Origin of the sequence: Paenibacillus lacisoli (assembly GCF_030580655.1) — a bacterium.
Taxonomy (GTDB): Bacteria; Bacillota; Bacilli; order Paenibacillales; family Paenibacillaceae; genus Paenibacillus; species Paenibacillus lacisoli.
The window spans coordinates 33773-50149 of the sequence record NZ_JAUQTB010000015.1 but is presented as its reverse complement, the minus strand read 5'-3'; the positions used below and the strand labels follow the sequence as shown (position 1 = coordinate 50149).

18 protein-coding genes and 1 other annotated feature are annotated in these 16377 nt (G+C 49.8%); all 18 genes read left to right on the top strand.

The annotated features are described in order from the left end of the window. Positions 1-55 precede the first annotated feature (55 nt). Positions 56-748 (top strand): 2-C-methyl-D-erythritol 4-phosphate cytidylyltransferase, encoded by a 693-nt coding sequence (ispD, locus tag Q5741_RS18465; RefSeq protein ID WP_305025595.1) that lies wholly within the window; start codon positions 56-58, stop codon positions 746-748. A 2-nt stretch (positions 749-750) separates the two neighbouring features. Further along, positions 751-1245 (top strand): 2-C-methyl-D-erythritol 2,4-cyclodiphosphate synthase, encoded by a 495-nt coding sequence (ispF, locus tag Q5741_RS18460; protein ID WP_305025594.1) that lies wholly within the window; start codon positions 751-753, stop codon positions 1243-1245. Between the two features lie 19 nt (positions 1246-1264). Next, on the top strand, positions 1265-2725 hold the full coding sequence (gene gltX, locus Q5741_RS18455; protein WP_305025593.1) for a glutamate--tRNA ligase: 1461 nt from the start codon (positions 1265-1267) through the stop codon (positions 2723-2725). Positions 2726-3186: 461 nt separating this feature from the next. After that, the gene (cysE, locus tag Q5741_RS18450) at positions 3187-3840 is read left to right on the top strand and encodes a serine O-acetyltransferase (RefSeq protein ID WP_305025592.1); all 654 of its coding nucleotides are present in this window, start codon (positions 3187-3189) and stop codon (positions 3838-3840) included. 58 nt (positions 3841-3898) lie between these two features. Further along, positions 3899-5302 (top strand): cysteine--tRNA ligase, encoded by a 1404-nt coding sequence (gene cysS / locus Q5741_RS18445; RefSeq protein WP_305025591.1) that lies wholly within the window; start codon positions 3899-3901, stop codon positions 5300-5302. Beyond that, positions 5299-5736 (top strand): Mini-ribonuclease 3, encoded by a 438-nt coding sequence (locus Q5741_RS18440; protein WP_305025590.1) that lies wholly within the window; start codon positions 5299-5301, stop codon positions 5734-5736. Before cysS ends, Q5741_RS18440 begins: the two co-directional genes overlap by 4 nt. Before the next feature lie 74 nt (positions 5737-5810). After that, the gene (gene rlmB, locus Q5741_RS18435; RefSeq protein WP_305025589.1) at positions 5811-6557 is read left to right on the top strand and encodes a 23S rRNA (guanosine(2251)-2'-O)-methyltransferase RlmB; all 747 of its coding nucleotides are present in this window, start codon (positions 5811-5813) and stop codon (positions 6555-6557) included. A 4-nt stretch (positions 6558-6561) separates the two neighbouring features. After that, on the top strand, positions 6562-7083 hold the full coding sequence (locus Q5741_RS18430; protein WP_305025588.1) for an NYN domain-containing protein: 522 nt from the start codon (positions 6562-6564) through the stop codon (positions 7081-7083). Between the two features lie 190 nt (positions 7084-7273). Beyond that, positions 7274-7918 carry an RNA polymerase sporulation sigma factor SigH gene (sigH, locus tag Q5741_RS18425; RefSeq protein ID WP_305025586.1) on the top strand — a complete coding sequence of 215 codons (645 nt, stop codon included), beginning with the start codon at positions 7274-7276 and terminating at the stop codon, positions 7916-7918. 318 nt (positions 7919-8236) lie between these two features. Beyond that, complete coding sequence (gene rpmG / locus Q5741_RS18420; RefSeq protein WP_081752062.1) at positions 8237-8386, top strand: 50S ribosomal protein L33; 150 nt, start codon at positions 8237-8239, stop codon at positions 8384-8386. 21 nt (positions 8387-8407) lie between these two features. Beyond that, on the top strand, positions 8408-8599 hold the full coding sequence (gene secE, locus Q5741_RS18415) for a preprotein translocase subunit SecE (protein WP_013312170.1): 192 nt from the start codon (positions 8408-8410) through the stop codon (positions 8597-8599). 22 nt (positions 8600-8621) lie between these two features. After that, positions 8622-9155 (top strand): transcription termination/antitermination protein NusG, encoded by a 534-nt coding sequence (gene nusG, locus Q5741_RS18410; RefSeq protein WP_305025585.1) that lies wholly within the window; start codon positions 8622-8624, stop codon positions 9153-9155. A 71-nt stretch (positions 9156-9226) separates the two neighbouring features. After that, entirely contained in the window at positions 9227-9652 is a 426-nt protein-coding gene (gene rplK / locus Q5741_RS18405) for a 50S ribosomal protein L11 (RefSeq protein ID WP_305025584.1), read from the top strand. A gap of 85 nt (positions 9653-9737) precedes the next feature. Beyond that, entirely contained in the window at positions 9738-10430 is a 693-nt protein-coding gene (gene rplA / locus Q5741_RS18400; RefSeq protein WP_305025583.1) for a 50S ribosomal protein L1, read from the top strand. Between the two features lie 68 nt (positions 10431-10498). After that, positions 10499-10653: a sequence feature (ribosomal protein L10 leader region), on the top strand. A gap of 60 nt (positions 10654-10713) precedes the next feature. After that, a complete protein-coding gene (gene rplJ, locus Q5741_RS18395; protein ID WP_305025582.1) occupies positions 10714-11217 on the top strand; it encodes a 50S ribosomal protein L10 in 504 nt (167 codons plus the stop codon). A 69-nt stretch (positions 11218-11286) separates the two neighbouring features. After that, positions 11287-11652: a 50S ribosomal protein L7/L12 gene (gene rplL / locus Q5741_RS18390; RefSeq protein ID WP_305025581.1), complete on the top strand. Its 366-nt coding sequence runs from the start codon at positions 11287-11289 to the stop codon at positions 11650-11652. A gap of 145 nt (positions 11653-11797) precedes the next feature. Continuing rightward, positions 11798-12418 (top strand): class I SAM-dependent methyltransferase, encoded by a 621-nt coding sequence (locus Q5741_RS18385; protein WP_305025580.1) that lies wholly within the window; start codon positions 11798-11800, stop codon positions 12416-12418. Between the two features lie 326 nt (positions 12419-12744). Next, positions 12745-16290, top strand: coding sequence for a DNA-directed RNA polymerase subunit beta (gene rpoB / locus Q5741_RS18380; protein WP_305025579.1), 3546 nt, complete (start codon positions 12745-12747; stop codon positions 16288-16290). Positions 16291-16377 lie beyond the last annotated feature (87 nt).

Sequence of the window (16377 nt, the reverse complement as noted above, 5' to 3'; positions counted from 1 at the left end):
TATGATGGAATGTGCAAGCTAATACATCATTCTGGGTTAGGCAGGGATTGGCGTGATGAATAACAGATTGGGCGTCGTTGTTGTGGCAGCAGGACGGGGATCGCGCATGGGGACCCCGGAGAGCAAGCAGTTTCTGCTGCTGCAGGACAAGCCCGTTTTCATACATACACTGGAGACCTTTGCCGCCATGCCTGAGGTTCATGATATCGTGCTGGTTACGGGCAGCGCCGACGTAGAACGCTGTCAGGACTGGATCAGAAAGTATGGCATCGGTAAAGTATCCAAGGTCATTGCAGGCGGCAGGGAACGTCAGGATTCAGTCTACCGCGGTCTGTGTCAGCTGGATACGGAATGGGTTATGGTGCATGATGGGGTTCGTCCGTTTATTACGAGACAGCACATCAAGGACTGTTTGGAAGCAGCGGCTGCCTTTGGGGCAGCCGTCCTTGCGGTTCCGGTCAAAGATACGATTAAACAAGTCAATGATCAGGGTATTATTACCGCTACGCCTGAGCGGAGCAGTCTGTGGAGTATTCAAACCCCACAGACTTTTCGGCTTTCCGAGCTGATGGAGGCTCACGAGGATGCGCAGACAGCCGGGTTCATGGGCACAGACGATGCTATGCTGGTGGAGCGGATGGGCCGGCAGGTTGCTGTGGCTGAAGGCAGCTACACCAATATTAAGATCACCACGCCCGAGGATCTGGAGATCGCAGCGGTATGGATGACGACAAGGGGAGAGAAATAACGATGATACGCGTAGGACAAGGATTCGATGTTCACCAGCTCACCGAGGGCAGACCCTGCATTATCGGCGGGATAACCATTCCCTATGAGAAAGGCCTGCTGGGCCACTCCGATGCGGATGTGCTGCTGCACGCGATTTCTGATGCCATTCTGGGTGCACTGGGTCTTGGGGATATCGGCAAGCATTTTCCGGATACCGATCCCGAATTCAAGGATGCGGACAGCCTGAAGCTGCTGGAGCACGTATGGTCGCTGGCCAAGGAACGCGGCTACCGTCTGGGCAACGTCGATTCAACGATTATTGCCCAGAAGCCTAAAATGGCGCCTTACATTCCACAGATGGCCGAGGTGATTGCCAGAGCGCTGGATGCTGAGCTGGAACAGGTCAATGTCAAAGCGACCACAACGGAGCAGCTGGGCTTTACCGGACGCGGTGAGGGAATTGCTGCGCAGTCGGTTGTTTGCCTGATTCAGGGTATGCTATCATCTGGAAAGTAATAGAGACGGAGGGGATTACATGAGTACCGAAGTACGTGTGCGTTATGCACCAAGCCCGACAGGCCACCTGCATATCGGGAATGCCAGAACGGCGCTGTTCAATTATTTATATGCCCGCAGCCAGGGCGGCAAATTCATCATTCGGATCGAGGATACGGATGTCAAAAGAAACATTGCCGGCGGCGAGGAAAGTCAGCTGACCTATCTCAAATGGCTGGGGATTGATTGGGACGAAAGTATTGATGTCGGCGGTGAATATGGCCCTTATCGCCAGACTGAACGTCTGGATATTTATAAAGAGTACTGGCAGGATCTGATTGACCGTGGCCTGGCTTACCGCTGTTATGTAACAGAAGAAGAGCTGGAGAAAGAGCGCGAAGAGCAGATGGCGCGCGGTGAAACCCCGCGTTACTCCGGGAAGCATCGTGATCTGACCGAAGAGCAGCAGAAGGCATTTGAAGCAGAAGGCCGTGTAGCGAGTATCCGTTTCCGTGTGCCGGAAGAACGGGATTATACCTTTGACGATATGGTGAAAGGCCAGATCACCTTCAACTCCAGAGAGAGCGGCGACTTTGTTATTGTCAAAAAAGATGGTATTCCTACCTACAACTTTGCCGTTGCAGTGGACGATCATCTAATGAAGATTTCACATGTGCTGCGCGGCGAGGACCATGTTTCCAATACACCACGTCAGCTGATGATCTATGAAGCGTTCGGCTGGGAGCCGCCGACATTTGCTCATATGACACTGATCGTAGGTGATAATCACAAGAAGTTGTCCAAGCGGGATGAGTCTGTCATCCAGTTCATTGAGCAGTATGATCAGCTGGGTTATCTGCCAGAAGCCATGTTCAATTTTATTTCCCTGCTTGGCTGGTCGCCGGAAGGAGAAGAAGAGATTTACAGTAAGGAACAGCTGGTCTCCATCTTCGATGCTTCCCGTCTGTCCAAGAGCCCTGCCGTGTTCGACAAGCACAAGCTGGCGCATCTGAACAATCATTACATCAAAAATGCGGATCCTGACCGTGTCGCTGACCTGGCGATTCCGCATCTGCAGAAGGCCGGACGTCTGCCGGATGCTCTTAGCGTTGAGCAGACAGCCTGGGCAAAATCGTTGGTTAAGCTCTACCAGGAGCAGATGACCTGCGCATCGGATATCGTGCCGTTGTCCGAACTGTTCTTCCGTACACATATGGAGCTGGAGACAGAAGCAGCCGCAGTGCTTGCAGAAGAGCAGGTGCCGGCGGTTCTGCGAGCTTTTGCCGATAAAGTGCAGCAGTCCGAGGAATTTACGGCATCGCGTATGGCTGTGCTGATTAAGGAAGTTCAGAAGGAGACGGGCTTCAAAGGCAAGCAGCTGTTCATGCCGATCCGTGTAGCGCTGACAGGACAAATGCATGGCCGTGATCTGAATGAGACCATCTATCTGCTTGGACGTGACAAAGTTCTTGACCGTCTTAGAGCTCAGATTAAGGGGTAAATCGGTCATAACCGAGATTACCGAGCGCCTGACTTCTTGTAAGCAGCGATCGTTTCCGCTATAATACAACCAAATCATCAGACAGGCAGAGATCAGGAGAAGTACTTTGTGTCAGGTATTCGACAGAGAAGATGACCGAGGGGTGAACCCGGGCTGAGAGTCATCTGGATAACCGGCATGGGAAATGCACCTGTGAGCTGTATACCCGAACCACAGGACCGATACATGGATCCGCCGGTCAGGGTATACCGGGACGTACCCCGTTACAGGACGCTGAGATGGAGGCATCTCGTTCCAATGGAATTTTCTGTTGGGCTGAGCTGCCTTCGAGCAGAGTGGAACCACGGTGAAACGTCTCTGCAGCGCGAGCTGCGGAGGCGTTTTTTTGATCTTTTAGTATGCGCATATTGATAAGGACGTCAGCCAACAACGTTATCGCCTAGGGCAAAGAGGGGAACGGTATGTTTAAAAATATCAGATCAGACATTCAGGCCGTTTTTGACAATGATCCAGCGGCCCGCAGCCGCTTTGAAGTCATTTTCACTTATTCGGGACTGCATGCCATTTGGTTCCACCGGATGGGCCATTTCCTATACCGGCACCACTGGTTTACATTGGCCCGGATTATATCCCAATTCAGCCGTTTTATGACCGGGATTGAGATTCATCCTGGCGCCACCATCGGAAGACGGCTGTTCATTGACCATGGTATGGGCGTCGTTATCGGTGAGACCTGTGAGATTGGCGATGATGTCGTTATCTATCAGGGTGTCACTCTGGGAGGAACGGGTAAAGAGAAAGGAAAGCGCCACCCGACCATCGGCAACCAGGTTGTAATTGGCTCCGGTGCGAAAATACTCGGTTCCTTCAAGGTGGGGGACCTCTCAAGTATCGGGTCGAATTCTGTTGTACTTAAAGAGGTGCCGCCGAACAGCACGGTGGTAGGTATTCCCGGCACTATAGTTAGACAGAATGGTAAACGACCGGACCGGTTAAGTCATCAGATGCCGGATCCTGTGTATGAGCATATGTGTATATTACAGGAGGAGATCAAACGCCTCCGTGAGGAAGTTCGGCAGCTGACGCTGGAGAAAGAAACGGCTTCTCGTGAATAATGCGGCTGAGGGCAGGCCGTGGAATCATAAATAAGACAGTACGAAAGGAACGTGCAAGATGGCACTTCAAATCTATAATACGATGTCGCGGGAACGCGAAAATTTCATCCCGCTGGAACCGGGCAAAGTTAAAATGTATGTCTGCGGCCCGACCGTATATGATTACATTCACATTGGTAACGCAAGACCGGCGATCTTTTTTGATATTGTCCGCAGTTACCTGGAGCACATAGGGTACGATGTGGATTACGTGGTGAACTTTACAGATGTGGATGACAAATTAATCCGCAAGGCTGAGCAGCTGGGCGTCACTGTACCTGAAGTGGCAGACCGGTTTGTCGATGCCTATTACGAGGATATTAAGGGTCTTGGTATTCCGCTGGCCACACGTAACCCGCGCGTCACCGAGAGCATGGATCTTATTATTGCTTTCATCAAGGAGCTTGAAGACAAGGGGTATGCCTACGAGAACGGCGGGGATGTCTTCTACCGCACCCACAAATTCAAGGATTACGGCAAGCTGTCCAAGCAAAATTTGCAGGAGCTGCAGTTTGGAATCCGGATCGGTGTGGATGAACGCAAGGAGCATCCGGAGGATTTTGTGCTCTGGAAGGCCGCCAAGCCGGGCGAAATCTCCTGGAGCAGTCCATGGGGTGAAGGCCGTCCGGGCTGGCATATTGAATGCTCGGCTATGGCACGCGAGTACCTAGGGGACACACTGGACATTCACGGCGGCGGCCAGGATCTTCAGTTCCCGCACCATGAATGCGAATGCGCCCAATCTGAAGCGTTAACCGGCAAGCCGCTGTCTCGCTACTGGATGCACAACGGGTATATCAATATCAATAATGAGAAAATGTCCAAATCTCTCGGCAACGGTATTACGGTTAAAGATCTGCGTGAGCAGTATAAACGGGAAGCGATCCGGTACTTCATGCTCTCTACGCATTACCGCAACCCGCTGAACTTTAATGCCGATACGATGGCACAGGCTGAGAAGAGCATCGAGCGGATTGCGAATGCTGTGACGAACGTCAAGCATCGTCTGGCAGCTGCGCTGGAAGGGGACGGTACGGTAACGCCGGAGCTGCAGCAGAAGCTGGATGCACTGACAGGCCAGTTCCATGACAAAATGGATGATGACTTTAACACACCGGATGCCATCACTGCGATGTTCGAATGGGTCAATGAAGCCAATCTGCAGCTGCAGCGTGATGTCATTCATACGGCTGACCTGCAGGCGCTGCTGGATACCTTCAACGGGATGAACGGGGTTCTGCGTCTCTATGCGGACAACAATGAGGAACTGCTGGATGAAGAAGTCGAGGCTCTGATTGTAGAACGTGCAGAAGCTCGCCAGGCGAAGAACTGGGCCCGGGCGGACGAAATCCGTGATCTGCTTGCAGCGAAAGGGATTCTTCTGGAAGATACGGCGCAGGGGATGCGCTGGCGCCGTAAATGAGCGGGGCGGGCTGGTTTCCCTACCCGCCGGCACGGCCGGCTCACCTGATGCCCCCGATCGCATTGGCTTATATCGGCGATGCGGTCTATGAGGTGGCTGTGCGGCAGTATCTGCTGTCCCGCCCCAATCTGCGGCCCAACCACCTGCATCGCCGGGCGACGAGCTTCGTGTCGGCCAAGGCCCAGAGCCAGCTGCTGTCTTATCTGGAGCCTGGTCTGACCGAACAGGAACAGGAGGTTGTCAAGCAGGGGCGTAATGCCAAATCGGGGAGTGTACCGAAGAATGCGAATGTGCTGGAATACCGGCATGCAACAGCGCTTGAGGCGCTGATCGGTTATCTCTATTGCGAGAATAAATTGGAACGGATACAGGAATTGATCACATCGGGTATTGAACATATGGAGCAGCAGGCAGGCGGTAACAGCGGCTCCTGAACGATAATTTGAACAACATTGAACAGATATCCGGCATACTGATGTAACCGGAGGTCTGCAGGAGGATAACTAGCATGGAAGAAGATTTGATTGCCGGCAAGCATTCCGTTACGGAAGCGCTCCGGTCAGGCCGAACGATCAACAAGATCTGGATTGCCGAGAATGCCCAGAAGCATCTCACACAGCCGATCATTGCGGAAGCCCGTAAAGCAGGCATTATCATTCAAAATGTGGACAAGCGTAAGCTGGATCAAATGGTGCCGGGTATCCAGCACCAGGGCGTGGTTGCTCAGGCAGCTCCTTATGACTATGCCGAGGTGGAGGATCTGCTTGAAGCAGCGCGTACCAAAGGGGAGGATCCTTTCCTCATTCTGCTGGACGAGATTGAAGACCCGCATAACCTGGGCTCCATTCTGCGTACGGCTGACTGCACAGGAGCTCATGGGATTGTAGTGCCGAAGCGGCGTTCGGCTGCAGTTACAGCTACCGTATCCAAGACGTCGGCGGGCGCTGTAGAATACGTACCTGTTGCGCGGGTGAACAACTTGGGACAAACCATCGATCAGCTCAAGGAAGCGGGAGTGTGGGTTGTCGGTACGGACGTCCGGGCGGAAGAAGCGGTATTCGGCAACAAGGTGTTTACAGGACCGGTAGCTATCGTGATCGGTAATGAGAATAAAGGCATGGGGCGCCTGATCCGTGAAAAATGTGATGTGCTCGTCAAGCTGCCCATGGCGGGGCAGATTAACTCGCTGAATGCATCGGTTGCTGCCGGAGTCGTCATGTACGAAGTGCTTCGCGGACGCCAAGCGCAGGGATAACGATATGGCTGATTCACGGGATGTACTTCTTGTGGACGGTTACAATATGATCGGAGCCTGGCCGGAGCTGTCCTCCCTGGCAGATATAGGACTCGATGAGGCGCGCAACCGGCTGTTGGCGCGTCTGGCGGATTATCAGGCCTTTTCCGGGCGCAAGGTCATCTGTGTTTTTGATGCATACCTGGTGCCTGGACTGGGCAAATCCTTTGCCGAGAGCAAGGTGGAAGTTTATTTCACGAAGGAAAAGGAAACCGCGGATGAATGCATTGAGCGGCTGGTGCGAGAGCTCAGCCGGCGAAGGCGGCAGATCTACGTGGCTACCAGCGATATGGTGGAGCAGCACGTGATCTTCGGCCAGGGGGCGCTCCGGATCTCCGCCCGTGAACTGCTGATTGAACTGGAGCAGAGCGAGAAGGAAGTGCAGCAGCGGATTGAAAGCGATCAGCAGCGTTCGAATCGCAATACACTCGATCATAAGCTGTCGCCCGAGATGCGCAAGCTGTTTGAGCGTTGGCGCAGAGGTTAGCGGATGCAGGAGGAATTTACCGTTATATGTCGATTAAGGCAGTGTCCTGAATGCAGGAGTTGCCAAAAATGTTATTCGTCTTCTGTTTTGGGGCCTTTGTGGTTGACGGTGTCAGGTACCATCCTTTATACTTGTCCTATATTTTAACATTGTAAGTGGTTACCTTGCGTTGCAGCCGGAGGGATTGTTAGTGAGTGTCGACCTCAAGGATATCATGTTGTCAGAGTATGATTATAGAAATGATGAAGACATTGTCAGAGCGGTCCATGAAGGCGACAGCGAAGCGCTGGAGTATTTGATTAACAAATACCGCAACTTTGTGCGCGCTAAGGCCAGGTCGTATTTTTTAATCGGTGCAGATCGTGAGGATATTATTCAGGAAGGCATGATCGGTTTATACAAATCGATTCGCGACTTCAAGGGAGATAAGCTGTCGTCGTTTAAGGCATTTGCCGAATTGTGCATTACCAGGCAGATTATAACGGCGATCAAGACGGCCACACGCCAGAAGCATATTCCCCTGAATTCCTATGTATCACTGGATAAGCCCATTTACGATGAGGATTCAGACCGTACATTGCTTGACGTTATTTGCGGTTCACAGGTGAGTGATCCTGAGGAACTCATTATTAACCAGGAAGAGTTTGTTGGCCTGGAAGACAAGATGTCTGAGATTCTGAGTGATCTCGAACGCAAAGTACTCATGCTTTATTTGGATGGTCGTTCCTACCAGGAGATTTCGGTTGATCTCAGCCGCCATGTGAAGTCGATCGACAACGCATTACAGCGGGTGAAGCGAAAACTTGAAAAGTATCTTGAAGTCAGAGATAATTGAACAGTCGCATGTTGGTGAAGGAAAAGGCTCGATTATGAGTCTTTTTTTTGTCGGCCGGAAGGCCAGGGTTTATACGAGAGAAAAATGAATCATACTATGAAGTATGCGCTTTGATTAAAGAGAATGGTTTTCAGCATAAAAGATTTCAGAGACAGCTTGCGTAACGCCGACTTGACAGCCAATAATTTACCTCTATTCTTCCGTTGACAGTGCTATACCCTTGTGATAAAGTGTTTTAGGTAGGCCTAAATTCGCGATTTTTTTTAGGATCAATTTAGAGACTTCTGATTAGAAGGATGTCTTCGGGAGGTGCAGATCATGCGGGTAATCATTACTTTGGCTTGTACGACTTGTAAGCAAAGAAATTACACGACTACCAAGAACAAGCGTAATCACCCCGACCGCATGGAGATGAAGAAATTTTGCAAGTTTTGTAACGAGCAGACTTCTCATCGCGAAACCAGATAGTTTTTTGGAGGTGTAGTCGGCGTGAAACGTAGTTTCAAGTCTCTGTTTTCCTTTTTCTCTGAAAGCTGGGCAGAACTTAAAAAAGTTCGCTGGCCCAATCGCAAAGAACTGACAAATTATACGCTGATTGTTATTGGCACGATTGCATTTGTCACCATTTACTTTTGGGTTCTCGACATCGGTATTTCCGCTGTGATCGAAGCGATTATTTAAGAAGGGTCCCAGGTGGCTTGATATGGAAAAAAGATGGTACGTTGTTCATACCTATTCAGGGTATGAGAATAAAGTCAAAGCCAATTTGGAAAAGCGCGTTGAGTCCATGGGCATGGAAGACAAGATTTTCCGCGTTCTTGTTCCTATGGAAGAAGAGCTGGTGAACAAGGATGGTAAGAAAAAGACCATCATGCGTAAAGTTTACCCAGGTTATGTCTTGGTTGAAATGATCCAGACCGACGATTCTTGGTACGTTGTCCGCAATACGCCGGGAGTTACCGGTTTTGTCGGGTCGACGGGTTCGGGTTCCAAACCGACCGCATTGCTTCCGGAAGAAGTTGAACAGATTCTGAAGCATATGGGCATGGTTGAACCGAAGCCGAAGATTGAATTCGATATCAAGGAATCCGTAAGGATTAAGGTTGGTCCATTTGCGAATTTTGTGGGCTCCGTGGAAGAAATTTTGGCTGAGAAAAGCAAGCTTAAAGTTCACGTCAACATGTTTGGACGGGAAACACCGCTTGAGTTGGATTATACTCAAGTGGAGAAGATATAGATTTTCTTCAAGTTTCTTGTGGGAGGATCCTTTGATCCGTCTACCACTATGAAGTCAAGGAGGTGTCATCCATGGCAAAAAAGGTAATTAAAATGGTAAAACTGCAGATCCCTGCAGGCAAAGCGAATCCAGCGCCTCCAGTAGGTCCGGCTTTGGGTCAAGCGGGTGTCAACATCATGGCATTCTGTAAGGAATTCAATGCTCGTACTGCTGATCAAGCAGGCCTGATCATTCCAGTTGAAATTACGGTATTTGAAGACCGTTCCTTCACGTTCATCACTAAAACTCCTCCGGCTGCAGTGCTGCTGAAAGTAGCTGCTAAAGTCGAAAAAGGTTCCGGTGAGCCGAACAAGAAGAAAGTTGCAACTGTGAAGCGCGAATCCGTTCGTCAAATCGCTGAGCAAAAAATGCCAGACCTTAACGCTGCATCTGTTGAAGCTGCAATGCGTATGGTCGAAGGTACTGCTCGCAGCATGGGTATCACCATCGAAGACTAATCCTTCATGGATTGCTTTGTAGAATCGGCACGTCCGATTTGTGTGGGAGGAATATCCGCTAACACCACAAAGGAGGAATACAATCATGGCTAAACACGGTAAGAAATACCTGGAAGCTGCTAAGCTGATTGACAGCGAAGCAACTTACGAGCCTTCTGAAGCCGTTGAACTGGTGAAAAAAGGCGCGACTGCCAAATTTGACGAAACCGTTGAAGTAGCAGTTCGTTTGGGCGTAGACCCACGTAAACAAGACCAAGCCGTGCGCGGTGTCGTTGTCTTGCCACATGGCACAGGTAAAACACAACGCGTATTGGTATTTGCAAAAGGTGACAAAGCGAAAGAAGCGGAAGCGGCTGGCGCGGATTATGTTGGCGATCAGGACATGATCAACAAAATCCAACAAGGCTGGTTCGAGTTCGACGTCTGCGTAGCGACACCGGACATGATGAGTGAAGTTGGTAAATTGGGTCGTCTGCTCGGTGGTAAAGGCCTCATGCCTAACCCTAAAGCCGGCACGGTCACTTTCGATGTATCCAAAGCTGTTCAAGAAATTAAAGCTGGTAAAATCGAGTACCGTCTGGATCGTGCAGGACAAATTCACGCGCCTATCGGCAAAGCATCTTTCAGTGCTGAACAGTTGAACGAGAACCTTAAAGCACTTATCGACGCGTTGAACCGTGCGAAGCCTGCGGCTGCTAAAGGTGTTTACCTGAAGAATGTCGCAATCTCTTCGACTATGGGTCCTAGCGCTCGCGTGAACGCAGCTAGCTTCAGATAATATTATTGATTGACATGTTCAATCATTCTTGTTATGATGAAACAGTTGTGAGTCTTTGGACGAACCGCTAAATTTGAATATGCTTACCGTAGACAGTAGGTGCTGCAGAGCTTAATTTCCTACCGAGGTGTTGTGATAGAAGTAAGCGCGGATTGATCAGATGTTGATCCGCGATGATTCATTCAGGCCTTCGTGATTCTACGGAGGCTTTTTACATGCCCATACGGGAAAATATCCGGTTGCAAGCTCTCCGGGTAAGCAAATCTATTAGGAGGTGTACAGTTTGGCAAATGCAAAAGTAATCCAAGCAAAACAAGAAGCCGTAGAAGCAGTAACTGCAAAGCTGCGCGATAGCGCAACGACTGTTGTTGTTGACTACCGCGGTCTGACCGTTGCCCAAGTAACTGAACTGCGTAAGCAGCTCCGTGAAGCTGGTATCGAGTTCCAAGTGCTGAAGAATACATTGCTTCGCCGTGCGACTGCTACTGCAGAGCTGACTGAGTTGGACGAAGTTCTGACAGGTCCTACTGCGATCGCATTCAGTACGGACGATGCTGTAGCTCCAGCTAAAATCCTCAACGACTTCTCCAAAAAGAATGATGCGTTGAAACTGAAAGGTGGCGTCGTTGAAGGCCGCGTTGTTGGCGTCGACGAAGTTAAAGCGCTGGCAGAACTGCCATCCCGCGAAGGTCTCCTTTCCATGCTCCTCAGCGTGCTTCAAGCTCCTGTGCGCAACTTCGCACTGGCAGTCAAAGCCGTTTCCGAGAAGGAAGAGCAAAGCGCTTAATAGCATAATGCTTTACAGGCTTCACCCTTGTTTTACAACCAAACTAATTATATAAATGGAGGTTCAACCATGAGCAAAGAGCAAATCTTGGAAGCAATTAAAGGTATGACAGTATTGGAACTGAACGATCTCGTGAAAGCAATCGAAGAAGAATTCGGCGTAACAGCAGCTGCTCCAGTTGCAGTTATGGGCGGTGCTGCTGGCGGCGCTGCTGAAGCTGAGCAATCCGAATTTGACGTAATCCTGGCTAACGCTGGTGCGTCCAAAATCAACGTAATCAAAGCTGTTCGCGAAATCACTGGTCTGGGTCTGAAAGAAGCTAAAGACCTGGTAGACAACGCTCCAAAACCACTGAAAGAAAAAGTTTCCAAAGAAGAAGCTGAATCCGTTAAAGCTAAATTGGAAGAAGCAGGCGCTACTGTAGAAGTGAAGTAATAAGCTTTTCTTTTGCACAGAAACAAAACAACAAACCCCTTGAACTTTTCAAGGGGTTTGTTGTTGTAATCAGACCTTTTTGGTATGAAAAGGATTCAGAAGGTTTACAATGGGTAAAAAAACGATTGGGAACGGGAGGCAGCGTATGCCTAATCATTATTATTCCAGACAGCCGGATACGGCCCATGACCGTCATGCCTTGGAAGTAACACTTCGCGGACAAAAGCTGCGCTTAACGAGTGATGCGGGTGTGTTCTCGAAGAATGGCGTGGATTATGGCAGTAAAGTGCTGATTGAGGCGATGGAGCTGCCACCGGCGGCTGCGGTGCTGGATGTGGGCTGCGGATACGGACCGATCGGACTGACAGCCGCCCGAATGGTCCCTGGCGGCCATGTAACCATGATTGATATCAACGGACGAGCAGTAGAGCTTGCGAAGGAGAATGCTGAGCGGAACGCTATATCAAATGTTACTATTCTGCAAAGTGACCTGTTTCAGGAGATTGAAGGGCAGAGCTTTGATGTGATCCTGACCAACCCGCCGATTCGTGCAGGCAAATCAACAGTACATGCTATTTTTGAGAAGTCCTTTGAGCAATTAAACGAAGGCGGGAGCCTCTGGGTTGTGATCCAAAAGAAGCAGGGAGCACCATCTGCGCAGGCAAAGCTGGAGGAGCTGTTCGGTGAGGTTGAAGAAGTGACCAAGGATAAAGGTTACCGGATATTGAAAGCTTTGAAAAAAAAATCAATAGGACTATTGACGTGAAAGCGACAACGTGGTATTATTATAAAATGTCAGTATTAAGATGCCCTTCGTAGCTTTAGTATGCTGAAATGTCAATGAGTTATATGTCATCAGGGTATAAAAATCCGTCTTGTTACGTATAATATGTACATTTTGGGCGAATCATACATGAAGAGGGGTAAGTCGCAGGAATGTCCACATATAATGTCGCTCTTTTTTCGAAGATATTCGAGTAAGGGCTTTTCTTTATTTGTGGAAAGTAAGGCTCTGTATGAATCCATTATAAGGTGACAAACAGAGGTTCGCAATGAATTTTTAAGTGAGTAGACATGAGGGGTGAGTTTAAGTTGGCAGGACATCTTGTTCAATATGGTCGACGCACTCGGCGCAGTTATGCACGAATTAACGAGGTACTCGAAGTTCCGAACCTGATCGAAATCCAACAAAAATCCTACGATTGGTTTTTGGAGGAAGGATTGCGTGAAATGTTCCAGGATATTTCGCCGATTCAAGATTTTACGGGTAACCTTGTTTTGGAATTTATCGACTACAGTCTGGGTGAGCCGAAGTATACGGTTGACGACGCAAAAGAGCGTGACGTGACGTATGCAGCGCCTCTTCGGGTCAAAGTCCGTCTCATCAACAAAGAAACTGGCGAAGTCAAAGAGCAGGAAGTATTCATGGGAGATTTCCCGCTGATGACAGAAACCGGTACGTTTATCATTAACGGTGCGGAACGGGTAATTGTCAGCCAGTTGGTTCGCTCTCCTAGCGTCTATTTCAATACAAAAATAGATAAGAATGCTAAAACCACCTACGCAGCTACCGTGATTCCTAACCGCGGCGCATGGCTGGAACTGGAAATGGATGCGAAGGATATCGTTTATGTACGTATCGACCGCACCCGTAAAATTCCGGTGACCGTGCTGCTGAGAGCACTGGGTTTCGGCACAGATGCGGAAATTCTGGATCTGCTTGGGAACGACGAATATATTCGCAATACACTCGACAAGGACAATACGGATTCTACCGAGAAAGCCTTGATCGAGATTTACGAACGTCTTCGTCCAGGCGAGCCGCCAACGCTGGATAACGCGAAGAGTCTGCTCGTTGCACGCTTCTTTGATCCAAAACGTTATGATCTGGCGAATGTAGGCCGCTACAAAATCAACAAAAAGCTGCACATCAAAAACCGTTTGTTCAACCAGCGATTGGCTGAGACGCTGATCGATACAGCAACCGGTGAGATTATTGCAGAAGCAGGTCAGATGATTGACCGTCGTATTCTCGACGAAATTCTGCCGCAGCTGGAAGAGTCAGTAGGTCACAAAACTTATCATGTTGCCAATGGTGTGATGGATTCTGTTGATATTCCTTTGCAAACCATTGACGTCTTCTCTCCGATTGAGGATGGAAAAGTAGTCAAGCTGATTGCCAACGGCAATATTGATAAAACCGTCAAGAATGTAACACCGGCAGATATTATCTCATCCATCAGTTATTTCCTGAACCTGCTGCATGGCATCGGAAGCACAGATGATATTGACCATCTGGGTAACCGTCGTCTGCGTTCGGTCGGCGAATTGCTGCAGAATCAGTTCCGTATCGGGTTGTCCCGTATGGAGCGTGTAGTTCGTGAGAGAATGTCCATTCAGGATGCGAATGTTATTACGCCGCAGGCACTGATCAATATCCGTCCTGTGATTGCATCTATTAAAGAGTTCTTCGGCAGTTCGCAGCTGTCCCAGTTTATGGACCAGACGAACCCGCTTGCTGAACTGACGCACAAACGCCGTCTGTCCGCTCTCGGACCTGGTGGTCTGACACGTGAACGCGCGGGCATGGAAGTGCGTGACGTCCATCCGAGTCACTACGGTCGTATGTGTCCAATCGAGACGCCGGAAGGTCCGAACATCGGTCTGATTAACTCCTTGTCTACGTTTGCGCGCATTAATGAATATGGGTTTATTGAGGCGCCTTACCGTCGGGTTGATCCGAAAACAGGCCGTGTAACCGAACATATTGATTACATGACGGCAGATGAAGAGGATAACTATATCATTGCACAGGCCAACGCGATTTTGACAGAAGAGGGTACGTTCCAGGATGAGACGGTTATCGTTCGTTATAACAAACAATCCGACAACATCCTTCCGATGCCAAGTAACCGTGTTGACTACATGGATGTATCGCCTAAACAGGTTGTGTCCGTTGCGACAGCGTTGATCCCGTTCCTCGAGAATGACGACTCCAACCGCGCACTCATGGGTTCCAACATGCAGCGTCAGGCCGTTCCGCTTCTGATTCCGAAAGCTCCGCTGGTAGGTACAGGCATGGAACATAAGGCTGCCAAAGACTCTGGTGTATGTATTGTATCCAAACATGACGGAATTATTGAACGTTCTACAGCTAACGAGATTTGGCTGCGTCGTGTGGAGATGGTGGACGGACAGGAAGTTAAAGGTGACATCGTTAAGTATAAATTACACAAATTTATGCGTTCGAACCAAGGCACATGCATTAACCAGCGTCCAATCGTCAAGATTGGCGAATTCGTGAAGAAGGGTGACATCCTTGCTGATGGACCTTCCACAGAGATGGGCGAACTGGCCCTGGGACGTAACGTAGTCGTTGCCTTCATGACTTGGGAAGGTTACAACTACGAGGATGCGATCCTGTTGAGTGAGAAAATGGTGAAAGAGGACGTTTACACCTCCATTCACATTGAAGAATATGAGTCCGAAGCTCGTGATACGAAGCTGGGACCTGAAGAAATTACCCGCGACATCCCGAACGTGGGCGAAGAGGCCCTTCGCAACCTCGACGAGCGCGGTATCATCCGTATCGGTGCTGAGATCGCTGCAGGCGATATTCTGGTTGGTAAAGTAACACCAAAAGGTGTTACCGAATTGACAGCAGAAGAAAGACTGCTGCATGCCATCTTTGGTGAGAAGGCCCGTGAGGTTCGTGATACTTCCCTGCGTGTACCGCATGGTACCGACGGTATTGTCGTGGACGTTAAGGTGTTCACACGCGAGAATGGCGACGAACTGCCACCAGGTGTTAACCAGCTCGTACGTGCCTATATTGCCCAGAAGCGTAAAATTTCCGAGGGTGATAAAATGGCCGGACGTCACGGTAACAAGGGTGTCGTAGCACGGATCCTGCCTGAAGAAGATATGCCATTCCTGCCGGACGGTACACCTGTACAGGTCGTACTGAACCCGCTGGGCGTACCTTCCCGGATGAACATCGGTCAGGTGCTGGAAGTTCACTTGGGTATGGCGGCTATGCGCCTGGGTATCCATGTGGCTACGCCGGTATTTGACGGAGCGAACGAGTATGATGTGTTTGACACGATGGAAGAAGCAGGCATGCAGCGCAATGGTAAGACTGTGCTTTATGACGGACGTACAGGGGAACGCTTTGAGCGTGAAGTTACTGTCGGTGTCATGCACATGATCAAACTGGCGCACATGGTTGACGATAAAATCCATGCCCGTTCCACAGGACCTTACTCTCTCGTAACGCAGCAGCCCCTGGGTGGTAAAGCTCAGTTCGGCGGACAGCGTTTCGGTGAGATGGAAGTGTGGGCGCTGGAAGCTTACGGCGCCGCTTATACACTGCAAGAAATTCTGACCGTCAAGTCCGATGACGTGGTAGGACGTGTGAAAACGTACGAATCCATTGTCAAAGGCGAAAACGTTCCGGAACCGGGCGTTCCTGAATCGTTTAAGGTATTGATCAAAGAGCTGCAAAGCTTGGGTATGGATGTCAAGATCTTGAGCGAAGACGAGCAGGAGATTGAAATGAAAGAACTGGATGATGAAGACGATACGACTGGCGATAAGCTGAGCCTGAATCTGGAAGGCGAGGAAGTCGGCGTAGAGTAAGGCCAACTGTCATGACCGCAGTGCTGATCCGCTGGATTACGCGCTGCGGTCATCCTTGAGAGATTTGTTTTCTTCAGGATTCCGCCG

Coding starts and splice junctions, on each gene's coding strand:
- ispD (WP_305025595.1), top strand. CDS start 56: ATGAATAACAGATTGGGCGTCGTTGTTGTGGCAGCAGGACGGGGATCG.
- ispF (WP_305025594.1), top strand. CDS start 751: ATGATACGCGTAGGACAAGGATTCGATGTTCACCAGCTCACCGAGGGC.
- gltX (WP_305025593.1), top strand. CDS start 1,265: ATGAGTACCGAAGTACGTGTGCGTTATGCACCAAGCCCGACAGGCCAC.
- cysE (WP_305025592.1), top strand. CDS start 3,187: ATGTTTAAAAATATCAGATCAGACATTCAGGCCGTTTTTGACAATGAT.
- cysS (WP_305025591.1), top strand. CDS start 3,899: ATGGCACTTCAAATCTATAATACGATGTCGCGGGAACGCGAAAATTTC.
- Q5741_RS18440 (WP_305025590.1), top strand. CDS start 5,299: ATGAGCGGGGCGGGCTGGTTTCCCTACCCGCCGGCACGGCCGGCTCAC.
- rlmB (WP_305025589.1), top strand. CDS start 5,811: ATGGAAGAAGATTTGATTGCCGGCAAGCATTCCGTTACGGAAGCGCTC.
- Q5741_RS18430 (WP_305025588.1), top strand. CDS start 6,562: ATGGCTGATTCACGGGATGTACTTCTTGTGGACGGTTACAATATGATC.
- rpmG (WP_081752062.1), top strand. CDS start 8,237: ATGCGGGTAATCATTACTTTGGCTTGTACGACTTGTAAGCAAAGAAAT.
- nusG (WP_305025585.1), top strand. CDS start 8,622: ATGGAAAAAAGATGGTACGTTGTTCATACCTATTCAGGGTATGAGAAT.
- rplK (WP_305025584.1), top strand. CDS start 9,227: ATGGCAAAAAAGGTAATTAAAATGGTAAAACTGCAGATCCCTGCAGGC.
- rplA (WP_305025583.1), top strand. CDS start 9,738: ATGGCTAAACACGGTAAGAAATACCTGGAAGCTGCTAAGCTGATTGAC.
- rplL (WP_305025581.1), top strand. CDS start 11,287: ATGAGCAAAGAGCAAATCTTGGAAGCAATTAAAGGTATGACAGTATTG.
- Q5741_RS18385 (WP_305025580.1), top strand. CDS start 11,798: ATGCCTAATCATTATTATTCCAGACAGCCGGATACGGCCCATGACCGT.